The organism is Streptomyces sp. NPDC014733, assembly GCF_043083385.1.
GTDB lineage: Bacteria > Actinomycetota > Actinomycetes > Streptomycetales > Streptomycetaceae > Streptomyces.
In genome coordinates, this window is record NZ_JBIBYO010000005.1 from 347,005 (window position 1) to 372,613 (window position 25,609).

The 25,609-nt window shown below is 71.0% G+C and carries 23 protein-coding genes and 1 riboswitch; of the genes, 15 read left to right on the forward strand and 8 right to left on the reverse strand.

Annotation, left to right across the window (positions count from 1 at the left end; genetic code table 11):
• Positions 1-124 precede the first annotated feature (124 nt).
• Both ACF1BH_RS15285 and nadA read right to left on the reverse strand, forming a co-directional pair.
• Complete coding sequence (locus ACF1BH_RS15285) at positions 125-1,015, reverse strand: 4Fe-4S domain-containing protein (protein WP_391642935.1); 891 nt, start codon at positions 1,013-1,015, stop codon at positions 125-127.
• Positions 1,016-1,266: 251 nt separating this feature from the next.
• Positions 1,267-2,457, reverse strand: coding sequence for a quinolinate synthase NadA (gene nadA, locus ACF1BH_RS15290; protein WP_391642936.1), 1,191 nt, complete (start codon positions 2,455-2,457; stop codon positions 1,267-1,269).
• Positions 2,458-2,814: 357 nt separating this feature from the next.
• On the opposite strand from nadA, the gene ACF1BH_RS15295 reads away from it, so the two are divergent.
• A complete protein-coding gene (locus ACF1BH_RS15295) occupies positions 2,815-3,171 on the forward strand; it encodes an iron-sulfur cluster assembly accessory protein (RefSeq protein WP_030281855.1) in 357 nt (118 codons plus the stop codon).
• Positions 3,172-3,330: 159 nt separating this feature from the next.
• On the opposite strand, the gene ACF1BH_RS15300 is transcribed toward ACF1BH_RS15295, so the two are convergent.
• Positions 3,331-4,815: a hypothetical protein gene (locus ACF1BH_RS15300; protein ID WP_391642937.1), complete on the reverse strand. Its 1,485-nt coding sequence runs from the start codon at positions 4,813-4,815 to the stop codon at positions 3,331-3,333.
• Between the two features lie 205 nt (positions 4,816-5,020).
• Positions 5,021-5,245, reverse strand: coding sequence for a hypothetical protein (locus ACF1BH_RS15305; RefSeq protein ID WP_391642938.1), 225 nt, complete (start codon positions 5,243-5,245; stop codon positions 5,021-5,023).
• Positions 5,246-5,382: 137 nt separating this feature from the next.
• Here ACF1BH_RS15305 and ACF1BH_RS15310 point away from each other — a divergent pair, with 137 nt between their 5' ends.
• Positions 5,383-6,357 (forward strand): carbohydrate kinase family protein, encoded by a 975-nt coding sequence (locus ACF1BH_RS15310; protein WP_391642939.1) that lies wholly within the window; start codon positions 5,383-5,385, stop codon positions 6,355-6,357.
• 133 nt (positions 6,358-6,490) lie between these two features.
• On the opposite strand, the gene ACF1BH_RS15315 is transcribed toward ACF1BH_RS15310, so the two are convergent.
• Positions 6,491-7,885, reverse strand: a complete 1,395-nt coding sequence (locus tag ACF1BH_RS15315) for a cysteine desulfurase/sulfurtransferase TusA family protein (RefSeq protein ID WP_391642940.1) — start codon at positions 7,883-7,885, stop codon at positions 6,491-6,493.
• 327 nt (positions 7,886-8,212) lie between these two features.
• On the opposite strand from ACF1BH_RS15315, the gene coxB reads away from it, so the two are divergent.
• From coxB to ACF1BH_RS15335, 4 genes are all read left to right on the forward strand, one after another.
• Positions 8,213-9,181, forward strand: a complete 969-nt coding sequence (gene coxB / locus ACF1BH_RS15320) for a cytochrome c oxidase subunit II (protein WP_391642941.1) — start codon at positions 8,213-8,215, stop codon at positions 9,179-9,181.
• Positions 9,178-10,914: a cytochrome c oxidase subunit I gene (gene ctaD / locus ACF1BH_RS15325; protein WP_391642942.1), complete on the forward strand. Its 1,737-nt coding sequence runs from the start codon at positions 9,178-9,180 to the stop codon at positions 10,912-10,914. The genes coxB and ctaD overlap by 4 nt, the downstream gene beginning before the upstream one ends.
• Positions 10,911-11,309, forward strand: a complete 399-nt coding sequence (locus ACF1BH_RS15330) for a cytochrome c oxidase subunit 4 (RefSeq protein WP_391642943.1) — start codon at positions 10,911-10,913, stop codon at positions 11,307-11,309. Before ctaD ends, ACF1BH_RS15330 begins: the two co-directional genes overlap by 4 nt.
• Before the next feature lie 114 nt (positions 11,310-11,423).
• Positions 11,424-12,695: an Ig-like domain-containing protein gene (locus ACF1BH_RS15335; protein ID WP_391642944.1), complete on the forward strand. Its 1,272-nt coding sequence runs from the start codon at positions 11,424-11,426 to the stop codon at positions 12,693-12,695.
• A gap of 19 nt (positions 12,696-12,714) precedes the next feature.
• Here the strand turns inward: ACF1BH_RS15335 and ACF1BH_RS15340 are convergent, their stop codons facing one another.
• Positions 12,715-13,116, reverse strand: coding sequence for a hypothetical protein (locus tag ACF1BH_RS15340; protein WP_391642945.1), 402 nt, complete (start codon positions 13,114-13,116; stop codon positions 12,715-12,717).
• 298 nt (positions 13,117-13,414) lie between these two features.
• Between ACF1BH_RS15340 and ACF1BH_RS15345 the strand changes: the two genes are divergently transcribed.
• From ACF1BH_RS15345 to ACF1BH_RS15370, 6 genes are all read left to right on the forward strand, one after another.
• Positions 13,415-14,035, forward strand: a complete 621-nt coding sequence (locus tag ACF1BH_RS15345; RefSeq protein WP_030281841.1) for a heme-copper oxidase subunit III — start codon at positions 13,415-13,417, stop codon at positions 14,033-14,035.
• Positions 14,036-14,115: 80 nt separating this feature from the next.
• Complete coding sequence (locus ACF1BH_RS15350; protein WP_391642946.1) at positions 14,116-14,925, forward strand: c-type cytochrome; 810 nt, start codon at positions 14,116-14,118, stop codon at positions 14,923-14,925.
• Positions 14,922-15,983 carry a Rieske 2Fe-2S domain-containing protein gene (locus tag ACF1BH_RS15355; protein WP_391642947.1) on the forward strand — a complete coding sequence of 354 codons (1,062 nt, stop codon included), beginning with the start codon at positions 14,922-14,924 and terminating at the stop codon, positions 15,981-15,983. Before ACF1BH_RS15350 ends, ACF1BH_RS15355 begins: the two co-directional genes overlap by 4 nt.
• Positions 15,980-17,617: a cytochrome bc complex cytochrome b subunit gene (locus ACF1BH_RS15360; RefSeq protein WP_391642948.1), complete on the forward strand. Its 1,638-nt coding sequence runs from the start codon at positions 15,980-15,982 to the stop codon at positions 17,615-17,617. The genes ACF1BH_RS15355 and ACF1BH_RS15360 overlap by 4 nt, the downstream gene beginning before the upstream one ends.
• A gap of 137 nt (positions 17,618-17,754) precedes the next feature.
• On the forward strand, positions 17,755-18,819 hold the full coding sequence (trpD, locus tag ACF1BH_RS15365) for an anthranilate phosphoribosyltransferase (RefSeq protein ID WP_391642949.1): 1,065 nt from the start codon (positions 17,755-17,757) through the stop codon (positions 18,817-18,819).
• A 105-nt stretch (positions 18,820-18,924) separates the two neighbouring features.
• Positions 18,925-19,042: riboswitch (SAM riboswitch) on the forward strand.
• A gap of 206 nt (positions 19,043-19,248) precedes the next feature.
• Entirely contained in the window at positions 19,249-20,571 is a 1,323-nt protein-coding gene (locus tag ACF1BH_RS15370; RefSeq protein WP_391642950.1) for an aminotransferase class V-fold PLP-dependent enzyme, read from the forward strand.
• Positions 20,572-21,258: 687 nt separating this feature from the next.
• Here the strand turns inward: ACF1BH_RS15370 and ACF1BH_RS15375 are convergent.
• Together ACF1BH_RS15375 and ACF1BH_RS15380 are read right to left on the reverse strand one after the other, a co-directional pair.
• Positions 21,259-21,540, reverse strand: coding sequence for an Lrp/AsnC ligand binding domain-containing protein (locus tag ACF1BH_RS15375; RefSeq protein WP_345083345.1), 282 nt, complete (start codon positions 21,538-21,540; stop codon positions 21,259-21,261).
• Positions 21,537-22,337, reverse strand: a complete 801-nt coding sequence (locus ACF1BH_RS15380) for a rhomboid family intramembrane serine protease (protein ID WP_391642951.1) — start codon at positions 22,335-22,337, stop codon at positions 21,537-21,539. The genes ACF1BH_RS15375 and ACF1BH_RS15380 overlap by 4 nt, the downstream gene beginning before the upstream one ends.
• Positions 22,338-22,532: 195 nt before the next feature.
• Between ACF1BH_RS15380 and ACF1BH_RS15385 the strand changes: the two genes are divergently transcribed.
• From ACF1BH_RS15385 to ACF1BH_RS15395, 3 genes are all read left to right on the forward strand, one after another.
• On the forward strand, positions 22,533-22,772 hold the full coding sequence (locus ACF1BH_RS15385; protein ID WP_391642952.1) for a hypothetical protein: 240 nt from the start codon (positions 22,533-22,535) through the stop codon (positions 22,770-22,772).
• Positions 22,773-22,791: 19 nt separating this feature from the next.
• Positions 22,792-24,162 (forward strand): NYN domain-containing protein, encoded by a 1,371-nt coding sequence (locus tag ACF1BH_RS15390; protein WP_391642953.1) that lies wholly within the window; start codon positions 22,792-22,794, stop codon positions 24,160-24,162.
• 306 nt (positions 24,163-24,468) lie between these two features.
• Positions 24,469-25,485: an NlpC/P60 family protein gene (locus ACF1BH_RS15395; RefSeq protein ID WP_391642954.1), complete on the forward strand. Its 1,017-nt coding sequence runs from the start codon at positions 24,469-24,471 to the stop codon at positions 25,483-25,485.
• The last annotated feature ends 124 nt before the right edge of the window (positions 25,486-25,609 follow it).

Genomic DNA, 25,609 nt, shown 5'->3' on the forward strand with positions numbered 1-25,609 from the left:
AGCGCCTCGTACCAGCCCCCGCGACCGCAGCCGGCGGTCGCGGGGGCTGCGTCCTTCCCGCGGCGCCCGGCGGACGGCGCCCCTCCGCGCCGGGCGCGCCACGGCGTGCCGCGCGTGCCCGCGCTCACCACCGCAGCGCGGTGAAATCCACCGGCCGCGGCCGCATCTCCTGCGCCCGGTCGGTCAACTCCCGCAGCCGCCGGGCCATCTCCGCCTCCGGCAGATGCCTGCGGTCGCCGTGCCCGGGGAGCAGCCAGGAGAACCGCAGCCGGCCGGCGGTGCGGGCCAGCGACGCGGCCAGCTCCGTGACGGAGTACCAGGTGACGCTCTCCGCGATTTCGAGGTCGCCGGTCGTCCGCGACCAGAAGAAGCTGTCGCCGCTGAAGCAGTACCGCTCGTCCGCGACGTAGAGGACGCTGCCCCGGGTGTGGCCGGGCAGCGGATGGGCGACCACCCCGTCGGCGACCGTCACCGGGCCGGTACCGCGCAGCACCTGGTCCGCGTCGGGCGAGGCGTCCAGATCACCTTCGTGGATCCAGAGCCGGGCCCCGAACAGGTCGGCGTAGCGGCGGCCGTGCGCGGCGTGGTCCCGGTGGGTGAGCAGGACATCGGTCACCGGTCCGTCCGCCTCGAACCGGGCGGCCAGCGCCTCGGCGAACCGCGGCGTGTCGATCATCAGCTGCGTTCCGTCCGGCCGCCGCAGCAGATAGGCGTTGGCGCCCGCGGTGTGCGGCGAGTTGTGCCCGCACAGGCTCACCGTGTCGTCCAGCCGCAGCGGGAACGGGTCCCGCTCCGCCGCCACCCGCCCGCCGTGCCGCCGCACCGACCGCGTCGGGCAGGCGAACGCCACGGCGTGCAGCTGCCGTTCCTCCGCCGCGTCGCGCGGCTGCCGCACCACCTCCGACCGGCGGCCGATCTCCTTGATCAGCTCCGGCGCGAGCTGCCGCGCCACATCGCAGTTGGTGCACCGTCCGTCCACATACCAGTCCCCGTCCGCCGTACCGTCCACGTCCACGTCCGCCTCCTCGCCCCCGGCGCCCCGTCGGCCCCTGACCTACCCGGGCCACGAGCCTCCCGCACCACGCCGCGGAAGAGGAAGGGGGACAGGCCCTTGTTCCTCCCGGCGACGGGCGCTCTCACCCGGCGCCTCCGTGGACGGCTTCGCCCCGGAACGCGCCCTCCGGCGCCCCAGGGCGCGGCACCGGACGGGGCCGCGCCCACCCGGGGATCCGGGCGGACGCGGCCCCGTCGGGCACGCGGTTCCGGCTACGGCAGCGCCAGCATCCGCTCCAGCGCCAGCTTGGCGAAGTGCTCGGTCTCCTTGTCGACCTCGATGCGGTTGACGGTCTTCCCGGCGACCAGCGACTCCAGCGCCCAGACGAGGTGCGGCAGGTCGATGCGGTTCATCGTCGAGCAGAAGCACACCGTCCGGTCGAGGAAGACGATCTCCTTGCCCTCGGGTGCGAAGCGGTTCGCCAGCCGGCGGACGAGGTTCAGCTCGGTGCCGATCGCCCACTTCGAACCGGCCGGGGCGGCCTCCAGCGCCTTGATGATGTACTCCGTCGAACCGACCTGGTCCGCCGCGGCCACCACCTCGTGCTTGCACTCGGGGTGGACCAGCACGTTCACGCCGGGTATGCGCGCGCGGACGTCGTTCACCGAGTCCAGCGAGAACCGCCCGTGCACCGAGCAGTGGCCGCGCCACAGGATCATCTTCGCGGCCCGCAGCTCCTCGGCGGTCAGCCCGCCGTTCGGCTTGTGCGGGTTGTAGACCACACAGTCCTCCAGGGACATCCCCAGATCGCGGACGGCGGTGTTGCGGCCCAGGTGCTGGTCCGGGAGGAAGAGCACCTTCGTGGACGAGGAGTCCCCCTGCGCGAACGCCCACTCCAGCGCCCGCTTCGCGTTGGACGAGGTGCAGATCGTCCCGCCGTGCTTCCCGGTGAACGCCTTGATGTCGGCGGAGGAGTTCATGTACGACACGGGCACGGTCCGGTCGGCCACGCCCGCCTCGGTCAGGACGTCCCAGCACTCCGCGACCTGCTCGGCGGTGGCCATGTCGGCCATCGAGCAGCCGGCCGCCAGGTCCGGCAGGATCACCTGCTGGTCGTCGCCGGTGAGGATGTCGGCGGACTCCGCCATGAAGTGCACACCGCAGAAGACGATGTACTCGGCGTCCGGCCGGGCGGCGGCGTCCCGTGCGAGCTTGAAGGAGTCGCCGGTGACATCGGCGAACTCGATCACCTCGTCGCGCTGGTAGTGGTGGCCCAGCACGAACACCTTGTCCCCGAGCGCCGCCTTGGCCGCGCGGGCACGGGCGACCAGATCCGGGTCGGACGGGGCCGGCAGATCGCCGGGGCACTCCACGCCGCGCTCGCTCTTCGGGTCGGCCTCGCGGCCGAGCAGCAGCAGCGCCAGCGGGGTCGGCGTTACGTCCAGGGGCTGGGCGGTGGTCACGACACGCACCCTCTCTTCTCCTCGGCGGGTGCGGCGGGGCCGCACCGGGGGCCGCGGCGGAGGTGCCGCCCGACCCTTTTCGTCTATTTGACGTTATTCATGATATCCGCTTCACGTCACTTTGACGATGGCCATAGTGTCGATGTGACGCATCCGTACCCGCCGTTCGCCGGGCGTCACAGCGGTCCCGTGCTCAGATGTGCGAGCATGAGGAAAGGAAGGTCAGCGGAGCCCGGCCGGGACGGCCCGGAAGGGCCCGACCCACCACGCGTGCAGCCGGAATTAATCCGGGACGACGCCGGTTGCAGTTGGTTGCATCCGTTGACAAGCGGTCCGTACAACCCGGGAGAGATGTAGATGAGCGTTCAGGACGAGAAGGCCGCCGTCAGTGACGGCATCATCCTGTCCGACGCGGCCGCGTCGAAGGTGAAGGCCCTGCTGGACCAGGAGGGCCGCGACGACCTCGCGCTCCGGGTCGCCGTGCAGCCCGGCGGTTGCTCCGGTCTGCGCTACCAGCTCTTCTTCGACGAGCGCTCGCTCGACGGCGACGTGGTCAAGGACTTCGACGGCGTCAAGGTCGTCACCGACCGGATGAGCGCCCCGTACCTGGGCGGCGCCTCGATCGACTTCGTCGACACCATCGAGAAGCAGGGCTTCACGATCGACAACCCCAACGCCACCGGCTCCTGCGCCTGCGGCGACTCCTTCAGCTGACCGGCTGCGGGACGACAGACGCCGGAAGGCGGCACCCCCGCGGGTGCCGCCTTCCGGCGTTTCCGGGGTCCGCCCGCCCGGCCCCGCCGCGCGGACCGGCCGGACGGGGAGATCCGGCCGGCCCGCACGGCCGGGGCCCGCGCGGACGGACCCCGCGCCCTACCGCGCCGGCACCGGCTCACCGGTCGACACGTCGATCACCTTCCGGCCGTCCAGCGGCTTCTCCAGCGTCACGGTCCGGGTGAACTCCTTCGCACTCTTCACGCAGACCTGGCCCGGCTTCTTCTCCTTGCCGGTGATCTCCGCCCGCACCGCCTTCGCCGACTCGTGCGCCCGCACCGTGTAGGTGCTGCACACCCCGCCCCAGAAGTGCACCGTCAGCTTCCGGCCGCCGTCGGAGACCGCGTACGACTCCAGCGCCATCGCGCCCGGCTCCCCGGACGGCGAGCCGGACCCCTTCGCGGGACCGTCGCCGGGATGCGTCAGATACTGCGGCTGCACCGCCGGGTGCGCCACCGTCGCCGTCGCGTCAGGTCCGTCACCCGCACCCGGCTGCACCACCGTGAACAGCCACGACGGCACCAGCGCCTGGCCGCCCGACACGTACTGCACCGACAGCCCGAAGACCGCGCCGGTCACCTCGGCCGGCTTCTGCGCCCGCGTCGGCGCCGGCTCGCACGGCGCGATCCCGCCCGACTTCCCCGGCGCCGCGTCCGACGACCGGCAGTCGCCCGGGGTGTGGCTCCCGTCGCGGGAGTTGAGCCGCGCCAGTGTCCGCTCCGCGCTCAGCACCGGATACTCCGCCCCCTTCACCGGCCGCGCCAACTGCCCGCTGCCGCCGACCACCTGACCGTCCGCACCGACCTGGAGATCGCTCTGCCAGCCGTACGTCGGCAACCCGCCGAGCACCGGATCGGCCCGCACCGTGCGCACCGCACCGGACAGCCCGTGCGCGTCCAGCCGGGCGTCGGGCTGGCCCAGCGCCGCCAGCACCGGCCGCACCGCCCGCTCCGCCCGCTGCTGTGACACCGCGCCCGCACCGCTGCCGTCGTCCCGCGTCGCGGCGTCCGGCCCGCCCCGGTACGACGGGCACCCCGGCTGCTCCGACGCACCGTCCGCCCCGCCCTCGGGGGACGCGGGCAGCGCGCAGTTGGTGCCGCCGGGCGTGCCGTACGCGGAGTACGTCCAGGAGCCCGAACCCGTCTTGGTCACCTGGAGCACCGGGCCCCGGCCGTCGTGCGTCGGCCCGCCCACCTTCCAGCTGGTGCCCTCCGACCGGACCTTTCCGGCCACATCCAACGCCTCCGCCAGCCGCTTCACCGCCTCCGGCGTGACACCGCCGTGCGGCCGGTACACCGGCGCGGAACCGGGCCCGTCCGGCAGCGCCTTCACCGCGCGGTACGCCGCGCCCTGCGGATTGGGCTCACCGGCGGCGATCTGCCCGCGCCCCTGATACCCGTCGAGCACCAGGGGCGGCGGCCCGCCCGCCCTGCCGCGGTCCCCGTCGTCACCGGCGGCCGAGGCCCAGTACGCGGCCCCGCCGCCGGCCAGCAGCACCGCCGCGGCCACCGAGACGACCGCGACCCGGCTCCGCCGCGACCGCGGGGGCGCTACCGCCTCGGGGGTGGTGTCCTCGCTGTTCACCGCATCGCTCCTTCGGCTCCGCCATCCGTCCGTCGTGCCGCCCTCCGCGAGGGAGGACACCCTTGGGACGGCGCGGGCGCACGGGCGGTTCCCCGGGGCCGGTGCACCGGACACACCCGGCGGCGGCCGGACACGCCGGGCGCCCGCCCGCGGCCCACCGGCCCGCGGCGGCCACCCGGCCGTCCCGGCCCGGCCCTACCCGGTCTCAGTCGCCGTACTCCGCCATCCCGTCCACCAGCGCCGCAGACGCCGGGGACACCCGCACGCCGTGCAGCTCGGCGGCGTGGTCCGGCGCCGGGGGAGTACGGTGCGCCGACCGCCAGCGCGGCGCCATCCGGGCGCAGTCACCGCGCAGCTGGTCCAGCGATTCGGGCTCGGCGCCACCCACGGGCCGGGCCGGGGATGTGAGGGGGTTCACATGCTTGGTCATACGGGAACCGTACGCATCCGGTGTCAGTCGGGAAAGCCCTACTATGCGGTAGTTTCGGCAGGTGGGAGGGGGCCCGGGGAGCGGGTAGCGTGGTGCAACGCCCGCCCCTCCCTACGCCTCCGCAGGAGTAGACAGCCGTGCGTATCGCAGTCACCGGCTCCATCGCCACCGACCATCTGATGACCTTCCCCGGCCGCTTCGCCGACCAGCTGGTCGCCGATCAGCTGCACACGGTCTCCCTCTCCTTCCTCGTCGACGAGCTCGACGTCCGGCGCGGCGGCGTCGCCGCCAACATCTGCTTCGGCATGGGCCAGCTCGGCGCCGCGCCGATCCTGGTCGGCGCCGCGGGCAACGACTTCGACGACTACCGCGCCTGGCTCGACCGCCACGGCGTCGACACCCGCTCGGTCCGCATCTCCGAGGTGCTGCACACCGCCCGCTTCGTCTGCACCACCGACGCCGACCACAACCAGATCGGCTCCTTCTACACCGGCGCCATGAGCGAGGCCCGCCTCATCGAGCTGCACACCGTCGCCGAACGCGTCGGCGGCCTCGACCTCGTCGTCATCGGCGCGGACGACCCCGAGGCGATGATCCGCCACACCGAGGAGTGCCGTACCCGCCGGATCCCGTTCGGCGCGGACTTCTCCCAGCAGATCGCCCGCATGGACGGCGAGGCCATCCGCACCCTCATGGAGGGCGCCGCCTACCTCTTCTCCAACGAGTACGAGAAGGGCCTCATCGAGTCCAAGACCGGCTGGAGCGACGAGGAGATCCTCGCCAAGGTCGGCACCCGCGTCACCACCCTCGGCGCCAGCGGCGTCCGCATCGAGCGCGTCGGCGAGCCGGTCATCGAGGTCGGCACGCCCGAGGAGAACACCAAGGCCGACCCGACCGGCGTCGGCGACGCCTTCCGCGCCGGCTTCCTCTCCGGACTCTCCTGGGGCGTCGGCCTGGAGCGCGCCGCCCAGGTCGGCTGCATGCTCGCCACCCTCGTCATCGAGACCGTCGGCACCCAGGAGTACGAACTGCACCGCAGCCACTTCATGGACCGCTTCACCAAGGCCTACGGCCACGAGGCCGCCGCCGAGATCCAGCAGCACCTGGCCTGACCGGCCGGGCGCCGGGGGAGCCCCGCCGCCCCGAGGCGTGACCGCGGCCCCGTGCCCCGCCCCCCGGCGAGGAGCACGGGGCCGCGGCGTGCCCGGCCCGGCCCGCGCCCCCGGGGCGTACGGGCCCGCCCGCCTACACGCGGCGCCGCACCACGTACGCGGCGCCGCGGCCCCCTTCCAGCGGGCGCTCACCGACGTACTCCTGACCCTGCGTCCAGCACCAGGCGGGGATGTCCAGCGCCGCCACCTCGTCGTCCGACCGGACCGTCACGGTGGCACCCACCGGCACCCGTCCGACCGCCTTCGCCAGCTCGATCACCGGCACCGGACACCGCTCGCCCAGCGCGTCCACCACCAGCGACCCGGGCTCCTCGCCCGCCGGCGCCGCCGCGGCCCTCCCCGGCGCACCGAGCGCCGCCCGGACCTCCCGCACCGCCCCCGGCAGCACCTCCAGGAACCGCTCCACCTCGTCCGCCCCGGTCCCGGGCGGCAACGACACCCGGACGTTCCCCTCCGACAGCACCCCCATCGCCTTCAGCACATGGCTCGGCGTCAGCGTGCTGGAGGTGCACGACGAGCCGGACGACACCGAGAACCCGGCCCGGTCCAGCGCGTGCAGCAGCGACTCGCCGTCCACGTAGAGACAGGAGAACGTCACCAGATGCGGCAGCCGCCGCTCCGGATCGCCCACCACCTCCACATCCGGCACCACCGCCGCCACCCGCTCCCGCACCCGCGCCACCAGCCCCCGCAGCCGCCCGGCCTCCGCCGCGGCGTCCGCCCGCACCGCCCGCAGCGACGCGGCCGCCGCCACGATCGCCGGGATGTTCTCGAAACCGGGCGAGCGCCCCGCCTCCCGCTCGTCGACCGGACCCCGCGGCGCGAACCGCGTCCCCTTCCGCACCGCCAGCAACCCCACCCCGGGCGGCCCGCCCCACTTGTGCGCGCTGCCCGCCAGCACCGACCACGGACCCGCCACCGGCCCCCACGGCAGCGACTGCGCCGCATCCACCAGCAGCGGCACGCCCGCCGCCGCACACGCCTCGGCCACCTCGGCCACCGGCTGCTCCGTCCCCACCTCGTGGTTGGCGGACTGCAGCGCCGCCAGCGCGGTGTCCGGCGTCAGCGCCGCCGCGAAACCGTCCGCCGCCACCCGCCCCGCCCGGTCGCACCCGACCACCGCCACCGACCCGCCGGCCGCCGCATGGACCTCCGCCGCATGCAGCACACAGGAGTGCTCCACGGCGGAGTGCACCAGCCGCCGCCCGGCCCGCCGCCGCCCCGCCAGCACGCCGGAGATCCCCGCATGCACCGCCTGCGTACCCGAAGGGGTGAAAACCAGCTCGTCGGCCCGGCAGCCCACCGCCTCCGCCGCGGCCTCCCGCGCGGCGTCCAGCAGCAGCCGGGCCCGCCGCCCCTCCCGGTGCAGCCGGGCCGGGTCGGCCCACCCCTCGTCCAGCGAGGCGAGCAGTGCCTCCCGGGCGACGGGATGCAGGGGAGCGGCGGAGGCGGCGTCGAAGTAGGGCACGTACGAGACGGTAGAGGACCGGCGCGGCGCCACGGCGGCCCCCGCCACGGAACGCCGCGCCGCCCCGCGGGGCCCGCCCCGGGCGGGGCGTCAGATCCCGCGGAAAGGCGGGTGTTCGGGGGCCGGAAGGAGGCCGCGGACCTGCGAGAACCACCCCTTCGGGGAGTGACGCGCCGCGTTGGGCACCCTCCCCGCGCACCCTCAAATAGCGTCCAGTAGGGTTTGGTCCGCATAAACATCCAAACCCCTGCCCGCGCCAGGGCCGGCGACCGACCAGCGAGACGGCCGCAGCCGGTCTCGCGGGCGAGACTCTCGGGAAGGCGCTACGTGAGTCCCAACGGCTCCGACCGCTCGTCGCGGCGCCCGATGCGGCGGAAGCTGCCGCAGGTGCTTGCTGCGGGCCTGGTCCTGGCGACCGCGACTGGTTGCACATCAAAGGACTTCCCCCGCCTCGGTATGCCGACGCCCGTCACGGACGAGGCGCCGCGGATCCTCTCTCTTTGGCAAGGCTCCTGGGCCGCCGCCCTCGCAACGGGCGTGCTGGTCTGGGGTCTGATCATTTGGAGCGTGATCTTCCACCGCCGCAGCCGGACCAAGGTGGAGGTCCCCGCACAGACCCGGTACAACATGCCGATCGAGGCGTTGTACACGATCGTTCCGTTCATCATCATCGCGGTGCTCTTCTACTTCACCGCGCGCGATGAGAGTGAACTCCTCAAGACGTCCAAGAAGCCCGACCACGTCATCAACGTGGTGGGCTTCCAGTGGAGCTGGGCGTTCAACTACATCGAGGACGTGGACGGCAACAAGTCCACCGTCGCGAGCAAGAGCGAGCAGGAACAGCTCAAGGCGATTCCTGACAGGATGAAGAAGGGCTTCCCGGCCGGCGCCGACGGCGTCCACGACTCCGGCACCCCCGCCACGCGGGACCCGGAAACCGGTAACCCCGGCCCGACGCTCTGGCTCCCCAAGGGCGAGAAGGTCCAGTTCATCCTGACCTCGCGTGACGTCAGCCACTCCTTCTGGGTGGTGCCCTTCCTGATGAAGATGGACGTCATCCCGGGCCACACCAACGCCTTCGAGGTGACCCCCAACAAGGAGGGCACCTTCCTGGGCAAGTGCGCCGAGCTCTGCGGCGTCGACCACTCCCGGATGCTCTTCAACGTCAAGGTCGTCTCCCCCGAGAAGTACCGGGAGCACCTGAAGGACCTGGCGAAGAAGGGCCAGACCGGCTACCTGCCGTCAGGCGAGGACCAGACGGATCACGCCAGGAACGCGGAGACCAAGACCAAGTGAGCATCCTCAACGAATCCCAGGGTGCCGCCGCCGATTCGGCTCCGGCAGCACCGCCCGTACGCAAGAAGCAACCAGGCATCGCCGTGGTCAAGTGGCTCACCACCACCGACCACAAGACGATCGGCACGATGTACCTGGTCACTTCGTTCGCGTTCTTCTGCATCGGCGGCGTCATGGCGCTCCTCATGCGCGCCGAGCTGGCCCGTCCGGGCACGCAGATCATGTCGAACGAGCAGTTCAACCAGGCGTTCACGATGCACGGCACGATCATGCTGCTGATGTTCGCGACGCCGCTGTTCGCCGGATTCGCCAACTGGATCATGCCGCTGCAGATCGGCGCGCCCGACGTGGCGTTCCCGCGGCTGAACATGTTCGCGTACTGGCTGTACCTCTTCGGCTCGCTGATCGCGGTGGCCGGCTTCCTCACCCCGCAGGGTGCGGCCGACTTCGGCTGGTTCGCCTACTCCCCGCTGTCCGGCGTCGTCCGGTCGCCGGGTGTCGGCGCCGACATGTGGATCATGGGTCTGGCCTTCTCCGGCTTCGGCACGATCCTCGGTTCGGTCAACTTCATCACCACGATCATCTGCATGCGCGCCCCCGGCATGACGATGTTCCGCATGCCGATCTTCACCTGGAACGTCCTGCTGACCGGTGTGCTGGTCCTGCTGGCCTTCCCGGTCCTGGCCGCCGCGCTGTTCGCCCTGGAGGCGGACCGTAAGTTCGGTGCCCATGTATTCGACGCGGCAAATGGCGGCGTACTGCTCTGGCAGCACCTCTTCTGGTTCTTCGGACACCCCGAGGTGTACATCATCGCGCTGCCGTTCTTCGGCATCATTTCCGAGGTCATTCCGGTCTTCTCCCGGAAGCCGATGTTCGGTTACATCGGTCTGATCGCCGCGACGATTTCCATCGCCGGTCTTTCGGTGACGGTCTGGGCGCACCACATGTATGTGACGGGCGGCGTACTTCTGCCGTTCTTCTCCTTCATGACCTTCCTGATCGCGGTCCCGACCGGTGTGAAGTTCTTCAACTGGATCGGCACCATGTGGAAGGGCTCGCTGTCCTTCGAGACGCCGATGCTCTGGGCGATCGGCTTCCTGATCACCTTCACCTTCGGTGGTCTGACCGGCGTCATCCTGGCGTCGCCCCCGATGGACTTCCACGTCTCCGACTCGTACTTCGTGGTGGCCCACTTCCACTACGTCATCTTCGGTACGGTCGTCTTCGCGATGTTCTCCGGATTCCACTTCTGGTGGCCGAAGTTCACCGGCAAGATGCTGGACGAGCGCCTCGGCAAGATCACGTTCTGGACGCTGTTCGTGGGCTTCCACGGCACGTTCCTCGTGCAGCACTGGCTGGGTGTCGAGGGCATGCCGCGTCGTTACGCGGACTACCTCGCGGCCGACGGCTTCACGACGCTGAACACCATCTCGACGATCGCGTCCTTCCTGCTCGGCCTGTCGATACTGCCGTTCTTCTACAACGTCTGGAAGACCGCCAAGTACGGCAAGAAGGTCGAGGTCGACGACCCCTGGGGCTACGGCCGTTCCCTGGAGTGGGCGACCTCCTGCCCGCCGCCGCGGCACAACTTCCTCACCCTGCCGCGCATCCGGTCCGAATCCCCGGCGTTCGACCTGCACCACCCGGAGATCGCCGCGCTGGACGCCCTCCAGAACGGCCACGGCCCGGCGGATGACAAGGCCCTCGCCGGCGGCAAGGAGGCTGGCAAGTGAAGATCCAGGGCAAGATGTTCATCTGGCTCTCCGTCTTCGTCCTCGCCATCGCGATCGTCTATGGCGTCTGGTCGAAGGAGCCGGCGGGCACCACCGCGCTGTTCCTCGCGTTCGGCCTCTGCATCATGATCGGCTACTACCTGGCCTTCACGGCCCGGCGGGTCGACGCGGGTGCGCAGGACAACGAGAACGCCGAGGTCGCGGACGACGCGGGCGAACTGGGCTTCTTCAGCCCGCACAGCTGGCAGCCGCTCGCGCTGGCCGTCGGCGGCGCCCTCGCCTTCTCGGGCGTCGTCTTCGGCTGGTGGCTGATCTACTTCTCGGCACCGGTCATCCTCGTCGGCCTGTTCGGTTGGGTCTTCGAGTACTACCGCGGCGAGAACCGCACGCAGTGACCACGGCCCTCGTGCCGTGACGGGCGGGCCCGGACACCTCAACTGGTGTCCGGGCCCGCCCCGTTTGCAGTCCTCCAGCGCGCCGCTCCCGGGATTTCTCCATATTTTTGGTACATGAGTCCCAGACCCCGAACCCGGACGGTGCTGAGCTGCGGCCTCCTGCTCGTGCCCCTCGCGGTGTCCGCCACCGCGTGCGGGGGCTCGTCGTCGGAACCGCTCTCCGCGAACCCCTACGACGCGGCCGATCAGATCACGTCCAACACCCCGGACGGGACACGGACGGCGGATCCCAACAAGCCGCTCGAAGTGTCCGTCAAGGACGACGAGGCGCGCCTCACGGACGTGACCGCGACCGACGCCTCCGGCCGCTCCATCCGCGGCGAGCTGACCGCCGACGGCAAGCACTGGCGGACCACCGTGCCGCTCGCCGCCGGCGTCCGCTACACGGTGCAGATCAGCACCGAGGACGAGGACGGCAACCCCGGCAGCAAGACGCTCCACGTCGCCACCAAGGGCGGCGGCGACCGCCTCCAGGTCACCTTCGGCCCGGACAGCGGCGAGTACGGCGTCGGCCAGCCGGTCACCGCCAAGCTCAGCCGGGAGGTCAAGGACCCGCAGGCGCGCGCGGTCGTCGAGAGCGCCCTCAAGGTCGACTCCACGCCCCGCGTCCAGGGCTCCTGGTACTGGGTCGACGGCAAGACCCTGCACTTCCGCCCCAAGGAGTACTGGCCCGCGCACGCCGCCATCGAGGTCCACAGCAACCTGGAGGGCCTGAAGATCTCCAAGGGCCTCTACGGCGGCCCCGCCAAGCCCGTGAAGCTCACCACCGGCGACAAGGTCGTCGCCATCACGGACGCCTCCTCGCACACCATGACGGTGCTGCGCAACGGCCGGCAGATCAACACGCTGCCCGTCACCACCGGCAAACCCGGCTTCGACACCCGCAACGGCGTCAAGGTCGTCCTCGCCAAGGAGAGCTTCGTCCGGATGACCAGCGGCAGCATCGGCATCCCGGAGGGCAGTTCGGACTCCTACGACCTGCCCGTCTACTGGGCGACGCGGGTCACCACCAGCGGCGAGTACGTGCACGCCGCGCCCTGGTCCGTGGGATCACAGGGCGCGGCCAACGTCAGCCACGGCTGCACGGGCATGTCCACCGGTGACGCCCAGTGGTTCTTCAACACCGTGCGCGTCGGCGACATCGTGAAGGTCGTCAACAGCGGCGGCGACACCATGGCGCCCTTCGGCAACGGTTTCGGTGACTGGAACATGCCCTGGCAGGAGTGGCGCGAGGGCAGCGCCCTCAGGAACGGCGCCGCCACCACAGGGGCGGCCGAGCGGCAGCGGGAGCCCGCCGACGCGGCCCGGCTGCGCCCGGAGGTCTGAGGGCGCCTCAGGCGGCCGCTCAGCCGCGTGCGAGGACCCGTCCGCGCAGCAGGGCGGCGAGCGAGTCGGCGAACGCCACCGGGTCCACCGGATGCGTCACCGCCGCGTCCGCGCGGCTCCAGGTGGCCAGCCAGGCGTCCTGCGGGCGCCCGATGAGCAGCAGCACCGGCGGACAGCCGTAGATCTCGTCCTTGATCTGCCGGCACACGCCCATCCCGCCGGCCGGCGCGGTCTCGCCGTCCAGGACGCAGGCGTCGATGCCGCCCTGCTCCAGCGCCTCCAGGACGGCGGGCAGGGTCGCGCACTCCAGGATCTCCACCGGCGGGACATCGGCCGCGGGCTGCCGCCCGGCGGCCAGCCTCACCTGCTCGCGGGTGGTGGCGTTGTCGCTGTAGACCAGCACCGTGGCAGTCGCCTGCATCGTTCCTCCACGCTTCGAAGCGGTACGGACCGGGACGGCACCTGTGCAGGGAACGCCCCCACCGTAGGTAGGGCTCGGATGCTACTCCCGCAAGGGCCGCGGACAGGAGGGTGCGGACGCCACCAAGATCCGTCCGACGGCCCGTCAGGACTGGCCACGGTACGGCACCGAGGCGCTCCGGCAGCCCGCGTTTCCCCCCTTCGGGGGAGGCCGGAAGAGCCCCGTACGAGCAGGGCATACGGCCTTGACACACCGAACGGCACCCCCCGGAGTGAGGGCGGGATAAGCGACCGACATAATGTCGGTCGTGGCGACAGCAACGACAGTAGAAACCGGGCACGCGCACCCGTCGGTCAATCGACCGAATCTCACCAGCGTCGGAACCATCATCTGGCTGAGTTCCGAGCTGATGTTCTTCGCGGCCCTCTTCGCGATGTACTTCACCCTTCGATCGGTGACCGGTGCCGAGTATTGGAAGGAAACCTCCGATGCGCTGAACCTTCCGTTCTCCGCGACGAACACGACGATCCTGGTGCTCAGCTCGCTGACCTGCCAGCTCGGTGTTTTCGCGGCGGAGCGCGGCGACGTCAAGAAGCTCCGCACGTGGTTTGTGATCACGTTCATCATGGGCGCGATCTTCATCGGCGGTCAGGTCTTCGAGTACACCGAACTGGTCAAGGAGGAGGGCCTCTCGCTCTCGTCCGGCCCCTACGGCTCGGTGTTCTACCTGACCACCGGCTTCCACGGCCTGCACGTGACGGGCGGTCTGATCGCCTTCCTGCTGGTTCTGGGCAGGACGTACGCGGCCAAGAGGTTCACCCACGAACAGGCCACCGCGGCCATCGTCGTGTCCTACTACTGGCACTTCGTCGATGTCGTCTGGATCGGCCTCTTCGCCACGATCTACCTGATCCGGTAACCGGTCCCGACCGGGAAACCGCAGATCAGACAGACATAGCCAAAGCATCGACGCAGAAGATCCTGACACCGGGGTAATCCGTGAAAAAGCTCTCCGCACGACGGCGCCATCCGCTGGCGGCGCTCGTCGTCCTACTCTTCGCGCTGGCGGTCACCGGGGGGCTGTACGCCGCGTTCGCGCCGGCGGACAAGGCTCAGGCCGATGACACCGCCCAGTCTCTTGCCATCAAGGAGGGCAAGAAGCTCTACGCCGTCGGCTGCGCCAGCTGCCACGGCACCGGCGGTCAGGGCTCGTCCGACGGCCCGAGCCTGGTCGGTGTCGGCGCCGCAGCCGTCGACTTCCAGGTGGGCACCGGCCGTATGCCGGCCCAGCAGCCCGGCGCCCAGGTGCCGCGGAAGACGCCCATCTACAACCAGGCGCAGATCGACCAGCTGGCGGCGTACGTCGCGTCGCTGGGTGCCGGTCCCGCCGTGCCCGGCAAGGACCAGTACAGCCCGGACGGTGCCGACGTCGGCAAGGGTGGCGAGCTGTTCCGCACCAACTGCGCGCAGTGCCACAACTTCACCGGCAAGGGCGGCGCCCTCACCAACGGCAAGTTCGCACCGACGCTCGAGGGCGTGGACCCCAAGCACATCTACGAGGCCATGCAGACCGGCCCGCAGAACATGCCCTCCTTCGGTGACGGCACGCTGTCCTCGGAGAACAAGAAGGACATCGTCGCGTACCTCGGCGCCGTCAACGGCGAGGACACCCCGAGCCCCGGTGGCCTGGACCTCGGTGGTCTCGGTCCGGTCAGTGAGGGTCTCTTCGGTTACATCTTCGGCCTGGGCGCGCTGGTCGCGGTCGCCATCTGGGTCGCTGCCCGGACTACGAAGGCCAAGAAGTCATGAGTGAGACTGGACGACACGCAGACGTGCCAGAAGAATCCCTTCCGAGTGAGCGCACCGCTCACGACAGTGCGCCGGCGAAGGCGGACAACCCCTTCGCCGACCCGGGTCTGCCCGCGCACGAGCATCGCATCCAGGACATCGACGAGAAGGCCGCCCGGCGCTCCGAGCGCGTGGTCGCGTACTTCTTCCTCCTGTCGATGGTCGCGACCGTCGCGTTCATCGCGTCGTATGTGATCTTCCCGATCGACAAGATCGTCTTCATCTTCCCGCTCGGGCACATCAGCGCGCTGAACCTCTCCCTGGGCCTGACCCTGGGTATCGCCCTCTTCGCCATCGGCGCCGGCGCGGTCCACTGGGCCCGCACGCTGATGTCGGACGAGGAAGTCGCCGACGACCGGCACCCGATCGAGGCGGAGCCCGAGGTCAAGGCCAAGGTGCTCGCCGACTTCGCGCAGGGCGCGAAGGAGTCCGGGTTCGGTCGCCGCAAGCTGATCCGTAACACGATGTTCGGTGCGCTGGCCCTGGTGCCGCTCTCCGGCGTCGTCCTGCTGCGTGACCTCGGGCCGCTGCCCGAGAAGAAGCTGCGCGGCACGGGCTGGAAGAAGGGCATCCGCCTGGTCAACCAGTCCACCAACCTCCCGCTGCGTCCCGAGGACATCGCGGTTGGCTCCCTGACGTTCGCCAAGCCCGAGGGCCTGGAGGAGGACGACGAGGAGTTCAACAACAAGATCGCCAAGGACGCCCTGATGCTCGTGCGGATCCAGCCGCAGAACATCAAGGACAAGCAGGAACTTGAGTGGTCGCACGAGGGCATCGTGGCGTACTCGAAGATCTGCACCCACGTCGGTTGCCCGATCAGCCTGTACGAGCAGCAGACGCACCACGTGCTCTGCCCGTGCCACCAGTCCACCTTCGACCTGTCCGACGGCGGTCGCGTGATCTTCGGCCCCGCGGGCCACGCGCTTCCGCAGCTGCACATCACGGTGAAGGACGGCTACCTCGAAGCCGTCAGCGACTTCGCGGAGCCCGTCGGCCCGAGCTTCTGGGAGCGCGGATGAGTAACGAGACGAGCGCGACCACCGCGCGTCGCGGCCAGGCGCCGCGGGGCGAGCGGATCGCCGACTGGGCGGACGGCCGGCTGGGCATCTACAGCCTGGCCAAGGCCAACATGCGCAAGATCTTCCCGGACCACTGGTCCTTCATGCTGGGTGAGATCTGCCTCTACAGCTTCATCATCATCATCCTGACCGGCGTCTACCTGACGCTGTTCTTCCACCCGAGCATGGCCGAGGTCGTCTACCACGGCTCCTACGTGCCGATGCACGGGATCCGGATGACCCAGGCGTTCGAGTCGACGCTGAACATCAGCTTCGACGTCCGTGGTGGTCTGCTGATCCGGCAGATCCACCACTGGGCCGCGCTGATCTTCCTCGCCGGCATGATGGTCCACATGATGCGGGTGTTCTTCACCGGCGCCTTCCGCAAGCCGCGTGAGGTCAACTGGCTGTTCGGCTTCCTGCTGCTGGTCCTGGGCATGTTCACCGGCTTCACCGGCTACTCCCTCCCCGACGACCTGCTCTCCGGCACCGGTGTGCGGTTCATCGAGGGTGTCATCCTGGCGATGCCGCTGATCGGCTCGTACCTGCAGATGTTCATCTTCGGCGGGGAGTTCCCGGGGCACGACATCATCCCGAGGTTCTTCACGGTGCACGTGCTGCTGCTGCCGGGCATCATGCTCGGTCTGCTGGTGGCCCACCTGATCCTGGTCTTCTACCACAAGCACACGCAGTTCCCGGGTGCCGGCAAGACCAACAAGAACGTCGTCGGCATGCCGCTGCTGCCGGTCTACATGGCCAAGGCCGGAGGCTTCTTCTTCCTGGTCTTCGGTGTCATCTCGGTCATCGCGGCCATCGCGAGCATCAACCCGGTGTGGGCCATCGGCCCGTACCGCCCGGACCAGGTGTCCACCGGCGCCCAGCCCGACTGGTACATGGGCTTCGCCGAGGGTCTCGTCCGAGTGATGCCGGGCTGGGAGTGGGACTTCTGGGGTCACACCATCAACTTCGGTGTGCTCATCCCGATCCTGATCTTCCCGCTGGTGCTGGTGGCCATCGCGGTCTACCCGTTCATCGAGTCCTGGGTGCGGGGTGACAAGCGCGAGCACCACATCCTGGACCGTCCGCGCAACGCCCCGACCCGTACCGGCTTCGGTGTGGCCTGGCTGGTCGCGTACTTCGTGATGCTGATCGGTGGCGGTAACGACCTGTGGGCGACCCACTTCCACCTGTCGATCAACTCGATCACCTGGTTCGTGCGCATCGCGTTCTTCGTCGGTCCGGTGCTGGCGTTCATCGCCACCAAGCGGATCTGCCTGGGGCTGCAGCGCCGCGACAAGGACAAGGTGCTGCACGGCCGCGAGTCGGGCATCATCAAGCGCCTGCCGCACGGTGAGTTCATCGAGGTCCACGAGCCGCTCACCCAGGAGCAGCTGCACGTCCTCACCCAGCACGAGCAGCCCACTCCGCTGGAGCTGGAGGCCGAGGTCGACGAGAACGGCGTCGAGCGCAAGGTCACGCGGTCGCAGAAGCTGCGTGCCAAGCTCTCGAAGGCGTACTACGGCGAGGACAACGTCATCCCGAAGCCGACCGTCGAGGAGTACAAGGAGATCAGCAGCGGCCACGGCCACCACTGATCACCGAGCCGCCGTGCCCGCACGGCGGAAGTGACGCCACCCAGGGGGCCCCGTCCGGACACCGGACGGGGCCCTCCGGCATGTCCGGGGGTCGATAGGGTTTACCCATACGCAGGAACGAACCAGGAGTGTGGACCATGAACGTTGCGACCCCGGCAGGCGGCGACAGCGTGGCGGCCCACACCTGGCCGGGCGTACTGAACGCCCTGCTCGACGGCCGGGACCTCGCCGCCGACGACACCGCCTGGGCGATGGACCGGATCATGCGGGGCGAGGCCACCGATGCGCAGATCGCCGGGTTCGCGGTGGCGCTGCGGGCCAAGGGCGAGACCGTCGCGGAGATCTCCGGGCTGGTCCGCGCGATGTATGCGCACGCCCGGCTGATCGAGGTGCCGGGCCCCGGCGTGGACATCGTCGGCACCGGCGGCGACGGCGCCAAGACCGTCAACATCTCCACGATGTCCTCGATCGTGGTGGCCGGCACCGGCGCGAAAGTCGTCAAGCACGGCAACCGCGCCGCGTCCTCCGCGAGCGGCTCCTCCGACGTCCTGGAGAAGCTCGGCGTCCGGCTGAACCTCTCGCCGCGGCGGGTGGTGGAGGTCGCCGAGGAGGCCGGCATCACCTTCTGCTTCGCGGTCACCTTCCACCCCGCGCTGCGCCACGTCGCCACCGCCCGCGGTCAGCTCGGCATCCGGACCACGTTCAACGTGCTGGGCCCGCTCACCAACCCGGCGCGGGTGCAGGCGCAGGCGACCGGCGTCGCGGATGCGCGGATGGCGCCGATCCTCGCCGGGGTGCTCGCCGAGCGCGGTTCGTCCGCGCTGGTCTTCCGCGGCGACGACGGGCTGGACGAGCTGACGACGACGGCGACGTCGCGGGTGTGGATCGTGCGGGACGGCGCGGTGCGGGAGGAGACGTTCGACCCCCGGGACGTCGGTATCCCGCTGGTCCCGGTGGAGGCGCTGCGCGGCGCCGACGCGGCGTACAACGCCGAGGTGGCGCGGCGGCTGCTGGACGGGGAGAAGGGCCCGGTCCGGGAGGCGGTGCTGCTGAACTCCGCGGCGGCGCTCGCCGCGCTCGCGCCGACCGCGGCGCCGCTGACAGAGCAGATCCGGGCCGGTATGGAGCGGGCGGCGGAGTCCCTCGACTCCGGCGCGGCCAAGCGGGCGCTGGAGCGCTGGGCGGCGGCCAGCAACGCCTGAGCGCCGTACGGCCGTTACGGGGAATTCCGTGCGGGCCCGGTCCGGTTGATCTCACTCACCGGACCGGGCTTGCACCGCTCCGTTCATATGGCATGATGCTGCGCAGGTCACGAGTGACAGCGACACAGGCCCCGGCCCGCTGTCCGGCAACCCTCCTTCCGTGGCGGGGTGCCCCGGGTGATGACCAGGCCGCAGGCAGCGAGGTCTGCGGCAAGCGCGGATCCCTCGCCAGGGATCCTGGTCCTCAGAGGGAGAACTTCCGTGAACCAGCGAATGCGATAGGGCTGCAAAAGCCCCCTCTCCAGCTTTTCGCTTCATCGGTAATTCCAGCGCTCCACCGCTGTTTTTCCTGCCGAATTCCGCTGCGCCTTTCCGCGCTTCCGGCTGCCCGCGCGCGGTGAATTCGCCTTTCTCTCACGGGAGTTCGCCATGTCTGTCTCCACCGTTGCCACCGACCGCCCCCTCTGTGACGAACTGGACGTTCTTGGGCGAGATGTCCAGGTGCCGCTGGCCACCGGCGGCGAGATCGGCTACGCCGCCCTGGACTACGCCGCGAGCGCCCCCGCGCTCCAGCGGGTCTGGGACGACGTGGCCGCCTACGCCCCGTACTACGGCAGCGTGCACCGCGGCGCCGGATACCTCTCGCAGCTCTCCACCGACCTCTTCGAGAACGCCCGCACCACCGTCGCCGAGTTCCTCGGCTGCCGCGACGACGACCAGGTGATCTTCACCCGCTCCACCACCGACTCCCTCAACCTGCTGGCCGCCGCGCTGCCGCCGGCCACCCGGGTCTTCGTCTTCGAGACCGAGCACCACGCCGCGCTGCTGCCGTGGGAGCAGCGCGACGGCATCGACGTCACCTACCTCGACGCGCCGCGCACCCCCCGGCAGGCCGTCGACACCCTGGAGAAGGCCCTCGCCGCCCGCGACCCCTACGGCCCCGCCCTGGTCTGCGTGACCGGCGCGTCCAACGTCACCGGCGAGATCTGGCCGGTCAAGGAGCTGGCCGCCGCGGCCCACGCCCACGGCGCGCGGATCGTGCTGGACGCCGCCCAGCTGGTGCCGCACCAGCCCGTCCACCTCGCCGAACTCGACGTGGACTGGGTCGCGTTCTCCGGCCACAAGCTGTACGCGCCGTTCGGCTCCGGCGTCCTGGCCGGCCGCGCCGACTGGCTGCGGGACGCCGACCCGTACCTGGCCGGCGGCGGCGCCAGCCGCACCGTCACACGCCGCCCCGACGGCGGCGTCGACGTCGCCTGGCACACGACCGCCGCCCGTCACGAGGCCGGTTCGCCCAACGTCATCGGCGCCTACGCCATCGCCTCCGCGTGCCGGGCGCTCACCGACGCGGGCTTCGACACGGTCGTCGCCCGCGAGCAGGAACTCGTCGCCCGCGTCCGGACCGGCCTCGCGGAGATCCCCGGCGTCCGCGTCCTCTCCCTCTTCGGCGACGACGCCCACCGCGTCGGCGTCCTGTCCTTCGTCGTCGACGGCTGGAACAGCTCCCACCTCGCGGCGGCGCTGTCCGCGGAGTACGGGATCGGCGTCCGGGACGGGCTCTTCTGCGCCCACCCGCTGGTCCGCGCGCTCCTCGGCGGCGCGCCGGACGAGCCCGCCGAGTGCGGGGCGCCTGCGGCGGGCGGGAGCGTGTTGGGTGCGGTGCGGGTCAGCTTCGGTGTCGGGACGCCTGACGAGCACGTCGACCGCTTCGTGCGGGCGGTCCGGGAACTCGTCGCGGCCGGGGCGCGCTAGTCCGCTGCGGGGCCGCTGCGCGGTGCGGTCCGTTGCCTGCGGCGCGTGTTTTGTCCTGCCGCTGTGCGGTGCCGGTCCTCTGGGCGGTGCGGTCCGTTGCCTGCTGTTCCTTTGTTGCGCCTGCGGCGGGCGTGGTCGCTGCGCGAGGCTTTTCGGCTGCGGGTGCGTTGCCTGCGGCTCGCCTGTCGCTCTGCCGCTGGGCGGTGCGGTCCGTTGCTTGCTGTTCCGTCGTTGCGCCTGCGGCGGGCGCGGTCGCTGCGCGAGGCTTTTCGGCTGCGGTGCCGGACCTCCGGACTTCGTCCTGCGGTCCGGCCCCTTCTGTGTGTGGTGGGGGAAAGACGGTGGGGGTCCGCGCGGTGACGTAAGGCGCGCCTGAGTGGGGTGGTCCGCCACGGCGGACTGTTGGGGTCGGAAAGGCGAGGACGGCGGCGCGCCCGTCGGCCCCCTCGTAGGGAGGACAACGACGGCGGCGAACCCCCACCGGCCCCCGCCACCCACCCACGGGAGGGGTCCCTCCGGAGGACGGAGTCCGCAGGAGGGGCCCCGCTCCCGAACAACCCACGCCCGCCGCAGGCGCAACGGCGCCAAGCCATCACGGCGGGCAAGCCGAAGAACTACGCGGCCCGCCGCAGGCGACGGGCCCGCCGCCAGGCGAACCGGCGAACCGCCCGCCGCAGGCGTCAGGCGTCAGGCGTCCAAGCCGATCGCGAACGCCGCCTCCAGGTCGTGCTGCGAATACGTGCGGAACGCGATGTGCGTCTCGGTGGAGGCCACGCCGGGGACCTTGCTGATGCGGCCGGGGATGACGTCGGCGAGGTCGTCGTGGGCGGCGACGCGGACCATCGCGATGAGGTCGTGGGCGCCGGTGACGGAGTAGACCTCGCTGACCCCCTCCAGGGCGGCGATCTGCTCGGCGATCTCCGGGATCTGGTCCACGCTGGTCTTGATGAGCACGATCGACGTGATCACGGCTGGCTCTCTCCCTCGGTCGCCGGTGCATTCCCCCTGGTGACCTCCACAGTAGCGGGCCGGTGGCGGGCCCATGCGTAGAGGAAGCCGAGGGCGAAGCCGATGACGTGGGCGAGGTAGGCGACGCCGGGGCCGGCCGGGTCGCGTTGGGCGGCCAGCCACTGGAGGGCGAACCAGAAGAGCAGCACCACCCAGGCGGGGAAGCGCAGCGGGAGGAAGAAGAGGAACGGGAAGAGGCTGGTGACGCGGGCGCGGGGGAAGAGGTAGAGGAACGCGCCCAGGACGCCGGAGATGGAGCCGGAGGCGCCGACCAGCGTCTGGCCGGAGGTGGCGTGGGCGGCGGCGTAGCCGAGGAGCGCCAGGTAGCCGGTGACGAGGTAGAAGACGGTGTACGCGGTGCGGCCCATGCGGTCTTCGGTCATCCCGCCGAAGACGTGCAGGAAGAGGCCGTTGCCGAGCAGATGCAGCCAGCTGCCGTGGACGAAGAGCGCGGTGAGCGGGGTGAGCCAGGCGGCCGGGTGGCCGGCCCACAGGTCGCGGGGGATGACGCCCCAGCGTTGGAAGTGCGCGGTCTGCGCCTGGAGGAGGGCGTCGCCGGTGCCGTGGAGCGGGTTGAGGCCGGAGGCCGGGCCGAGGACGAAGAGGGCGCAGCAGACGGCGATGAGGAGGTTGGTGACGGAGACCGCGGAGTACGGGGTGCGGGCCGGGCGGTCCGGATGGCGGGCATCCGGTGGGGTGCTCGGCCGCCGGGGCCGGGCGTCATCGGGCGGTGGGGGAGGCAGGGGCGGTGCCGTCATGAGGGGATCATGCCGCAATGGGGGCAATCGGGGCGGACTGCCTCGCCGCGTCCCGTCTCCTGGGCGCTGCCCACGCGGCCGTGCCGTCAGGCCGTAGGGTTACGGTCGGTACTTTGCGTACTTCCCGCAGTCCGACGGCGCACCGCGTGAGGCCGCAGCACCCGCACCGCACGAGTAGGAAGAAGGACGATCACGATGGCTGTTCCTTTGCCGACGGACCGGACCCGGTGGCGCTGCACGCTCTGCGGCAACCTCACCCGCTTCGACGTGACCCGTACGTCGAAGGTGGTGGAGTACACCCACCTCGATCTGGCCGGGGAGCCGAAGGTCGAGGAGCGTGAGGTGCTCAGCGACACCGTCGAGTCCGTGCGCTGCCGCTGGTGCAACGCGGTCGACCAGATCGAACTGGTCGACCGTCCGGGCGCGGACGCCTGAGGATCGGGGCGAGTAGACCGTGGTGGAGCGTCCAGCAGGGGAGCCGGGGGCGAGCGGGGCGGCGTCCGGCGGCGGGGGCGAGGAGGCCCTCGACCGTCCGCTGCCCGAGGGCGTCCGGCGCCGTGTCGTGGCGCTCACCGCGGACGCGTTCGGCGCCTTGACGGTCGCCGAACTCCCGCCGCCGCTGCGGCAGTACGCCCGTTTCACGCCCTCACGACGCGCCAAGTTCGCGGGGAACGCGATGGCCGCCGCGCTGGAGAGCGACGCCGTCTTCCGGCAGCGCATCGCGGGTAAGGTCCGCGAGGCGCAGCCGGAGGTCGCCGAGGCACTGGAGCGGGGCACCGCGCCCGCCGCCGCCGATCCGCTGGACCTCGCGGCGGCGGCGTACGTGCTGCGCCCCGACGGCTGGCCGAAGCTGGTCGCCGCGGCGGGCGAGGAGGCCCAGCGGGCCCGTGCCGAGCGGGCGGACGAGGAGACCGAGCGCGAACTGTCCCGGCTGCGCGAGGAGCTGGCGCGGGCCCGTGCGGACGCCCGCGCCGACGCCGACCGGGTGCGCGCCGAGCTGGACGCGGCCCGCAAGGAGAACGACGCGCTCCAGCGGAAGCTGCGCAGCGCCCTCAGCGATGTGAAGCGCGGCGCGGCGACGGTCCGCAAGGCGGAGGCGGCGCTGGAGTCGGAGCGGTCCCGGGCGGCGGCCGAGAAGGCGGCGGCCGACAGTGAACTGCGCCGTCTCAAGGCGCGGATCGGGGAGAGCGAGGCGGCGCTGGAGACCAGCCGCCGGGCCGCCCGGGAGGGCCGCAGCGTCGAGGACATGCGGGTGCGGCTGCTGCTGGACACCGTTCTGGACGCGGCCCAGGGGCTGCGCCGCGAGCTGGCGCTGCCGCCCGCCGGGGTGCGGCCCGCCGACACCGTCGAGGCGGTGGAGCCGGGCCGGATGACGCCGAAGGACGTCGCCGCCCGTGCGCTGTCGGAGACCGATCCGGCCCTGCTCGACCAGTTGCTGGCGCTGCCGCAGGCCCATCTGGTGGTGGACGGCTACAACGTCACCAAGACCGGTTATCCGACGATGCCGCTGGACAAGCAGCGGCTGCGGCTGCTGGGCGGCCTCGCGGTGCTCGCCGCCCAGACCGGCGCGGAGATGACGTGTGTCTTCGACGGCGCGGAGCTGGCGGCGCCGGTGCTGCTCGCGCCGCCGCGCGGGGTGCGGGTGCTGTTCAGCAAACCGGGTGTGACGGCGGACGAGTTGATCCGGCAGCTGGTGCGCGCGGAGCCGCCGGGGCGGCCGGTGGTGGTGGTCTCCACCGACCGTGAAGTGGCGGACGGGGTGGCGAAGGCCGGGGCGCGGCCGGTGGCATCGGCCCTGTTGCTCAAGCGACTTGCCCGCGTCTGACGGGGCGACGTGCCCGGGGGGTGACGGATCGACGATTTGTCCGTTCCTCGCTCTCTGACCGTCAAGTGCCCACTACAGCCCGTGTGATGTTGGTAAAACCTGGCCTCGCCGCGGTCTTTTTTACCCGGGAGGATTTGAAGCGATCACAACTCGGTTACTAAGGTCGGGCCTCGAACCTTCATGCAGTTGATCATCCACCCGGGATGAACAGTGAAGGAACCGCCGAGTCCGCGGCGTCCACGCGGAGCCGGGGTCACCACCCCCCACTTCCCGGTAGGCGGCTGAAGGAAGAAGGAGCTCGCCCCCGTGGCGTCCCACCGTCGACCCAAGCAGCCGAGCCGTACTCGTGTGACCGTGCTCACCGCGACCGCCGCGGCGGCCGTCGCCCTCTCCTCCCAGGCCGCGCAGGCCGCCCCGTCGAAGAAGGACGTCAAGTCCGAGGTCGACAAGCTCTACGAGCAGGCGGAGCAGGCAACCGAGAAGTACAACGGCGCCAAGGAAGATCAGCAGAAGCTCCAGAAGGAGGTCGCCGACCTCCAGGACAAGGTGGCCCGCGGCCAGGGCGAGCTGAACGAGCTGCGCAAGGGCCTGGGCGCCGTCGCCTCCGGCCAGTACCGCAGCGGCAGCATCGACCCCTCCGTCCAGCTGTTCCTCTCGGGCGACCCGGACACCTACCTGGAGAAGGCCGCCACCCTCGACCAGCTGAGCGGCAAGCAGGCCGACCAGCTCAAGGTCATCGCGGACAAGCAGCGCCGCCTCGCGCAGGAGCGTGAGGAGGCCGCCGGCAAGATCAAGGACCTCACCGAGACCCGTAAGGCGCTCGGTGAGAAGAAGGACGAGATCCAGGGCAAGCTCGCCAAGGCGCAGGAGCTGCTCAACACGCTCACCGCCAAGGAGAAGCAGGCGCTGGAGGCGAAGGAGAACCGCGCCAACCGCTCCAACGACCGCGTCGACCTCGGCCACGACGTCCCCGCCTCGCAGCGCGGTGCCGCCGCCCTCGCCGCCGCCCAGTCGAAGATCGGCTCGCCCTACGTCTGGGGCGCCACCGGTCCGTCCTCCTTCGACTGCTCGGGTCTGACCTCCTGGGCGTACCAGCAGGCCGGCCAGTCGCTGCCGCGCACCTCGCAGGCGCAGGCCAGTGCCGGTACCCGCATCGGCATGAGCGAGCTGAAGCCGGGCGACCTGGTGCTTTTCTACGGCGACCTGCACCACATCGGCCTCTACGCGGGCAACAACACCGTGCTGCACGCGCCGAAGCCCGGCGCCGCGGTCCGCTACGAGTCGATCAACAACATGCCGTTCCAGTACGGCGTCCGCGTCTGACGCCACGGGCTGCCCGGCCGTCCGGCCGCGTACGCCGCGCACCTCCCGCCCCGTCGGTGACCTTCCCGGTCGCCGGCGGGGCGGTGCCGTTGCCGCCCGGGCGGCCCCCAGCGGTTTCGTCGCC

Bases quoted from the DNA above. Each gene is read 5' to 3' on its own strand.
- ACF1BH_RS15335 (WP_391642944.1), top strand. From the start codon at position 11,424: ATGAGTCCCAGACCCCGAACCCGGACGGTGCTGAGCTGCGGCCTCCTG.
- ACF1BH_RS15360 (WP_391642948.1), top strand. From the start codon at position 15,980: ATGAGTAACGAGACGAGCGCGACCACCGCGCGTCGCGGCCAGGCGCCG.
- trpD (WP_391642949.1), top strand. From the start codon at position 17,755: ATGAACGTTGCGACCCCGGCAGGCGGCGACAGCGTGGCGGCCCACACC.
- ACF1BH_RS15355 (WP_391642947.1), top strand. From the start codon at position 14,922: ATGAGTGAGACTGGACGACACGCAGACGTGCCAGAAGAATCCCTTCCG.
- ACF1BH_RS15345 (WP_030281841.1), top strand. From the start codon at position 13,415: ATGTCGGTCGTGGCGACAGCAACGACAGTAGAAACCGGGCACGCGCAC.
- ACF1BH_RS15305 (WP_391642938.1), bottom strand. From the start codon at position 5,245: ATGACCAAGCATGTGAACCCCCTCACATCCCCGGCCCGGCCCGTGGGT.
- ACF1BH_RS15380 (WP_391642951.1), bottom strand. From the start codon at position 22,337: ATGACGGCACCGCCCCTGCCTCCCCCACCGCCCGATGACGCCCGGCCC.
- ACF1BH_RS15370 (WP_391642950.1), top strand. From the start codon at position 19,249: ATGTCTGTCTCCACCGTTGCCACCGACCGCCCCCTCTGTGACGAACTG.
- ACF1BH_RS15385 (WP_391642952.1), top strand. From the start codon at position 22,533: ATGGCTGTTCCTTTGCCGACGGACCGGACCCGGTGGCGCTGCACGCTC.
- ACF1BH_RS15340 (WP_391642945.1), bottom strand. From the start codon at position 13,116: ATGCAGGCGACTGCCACGGTGCTGGTCTACAGCGACAACGCCACCACC.
- ACF1BH_RS15295 (WP_030281855.1), top strand. From the start codon at position 2,815: ATGAGCGTTCAGGACGAGAAGGCCGCCGTCAGTGACGGCATCATCCTG.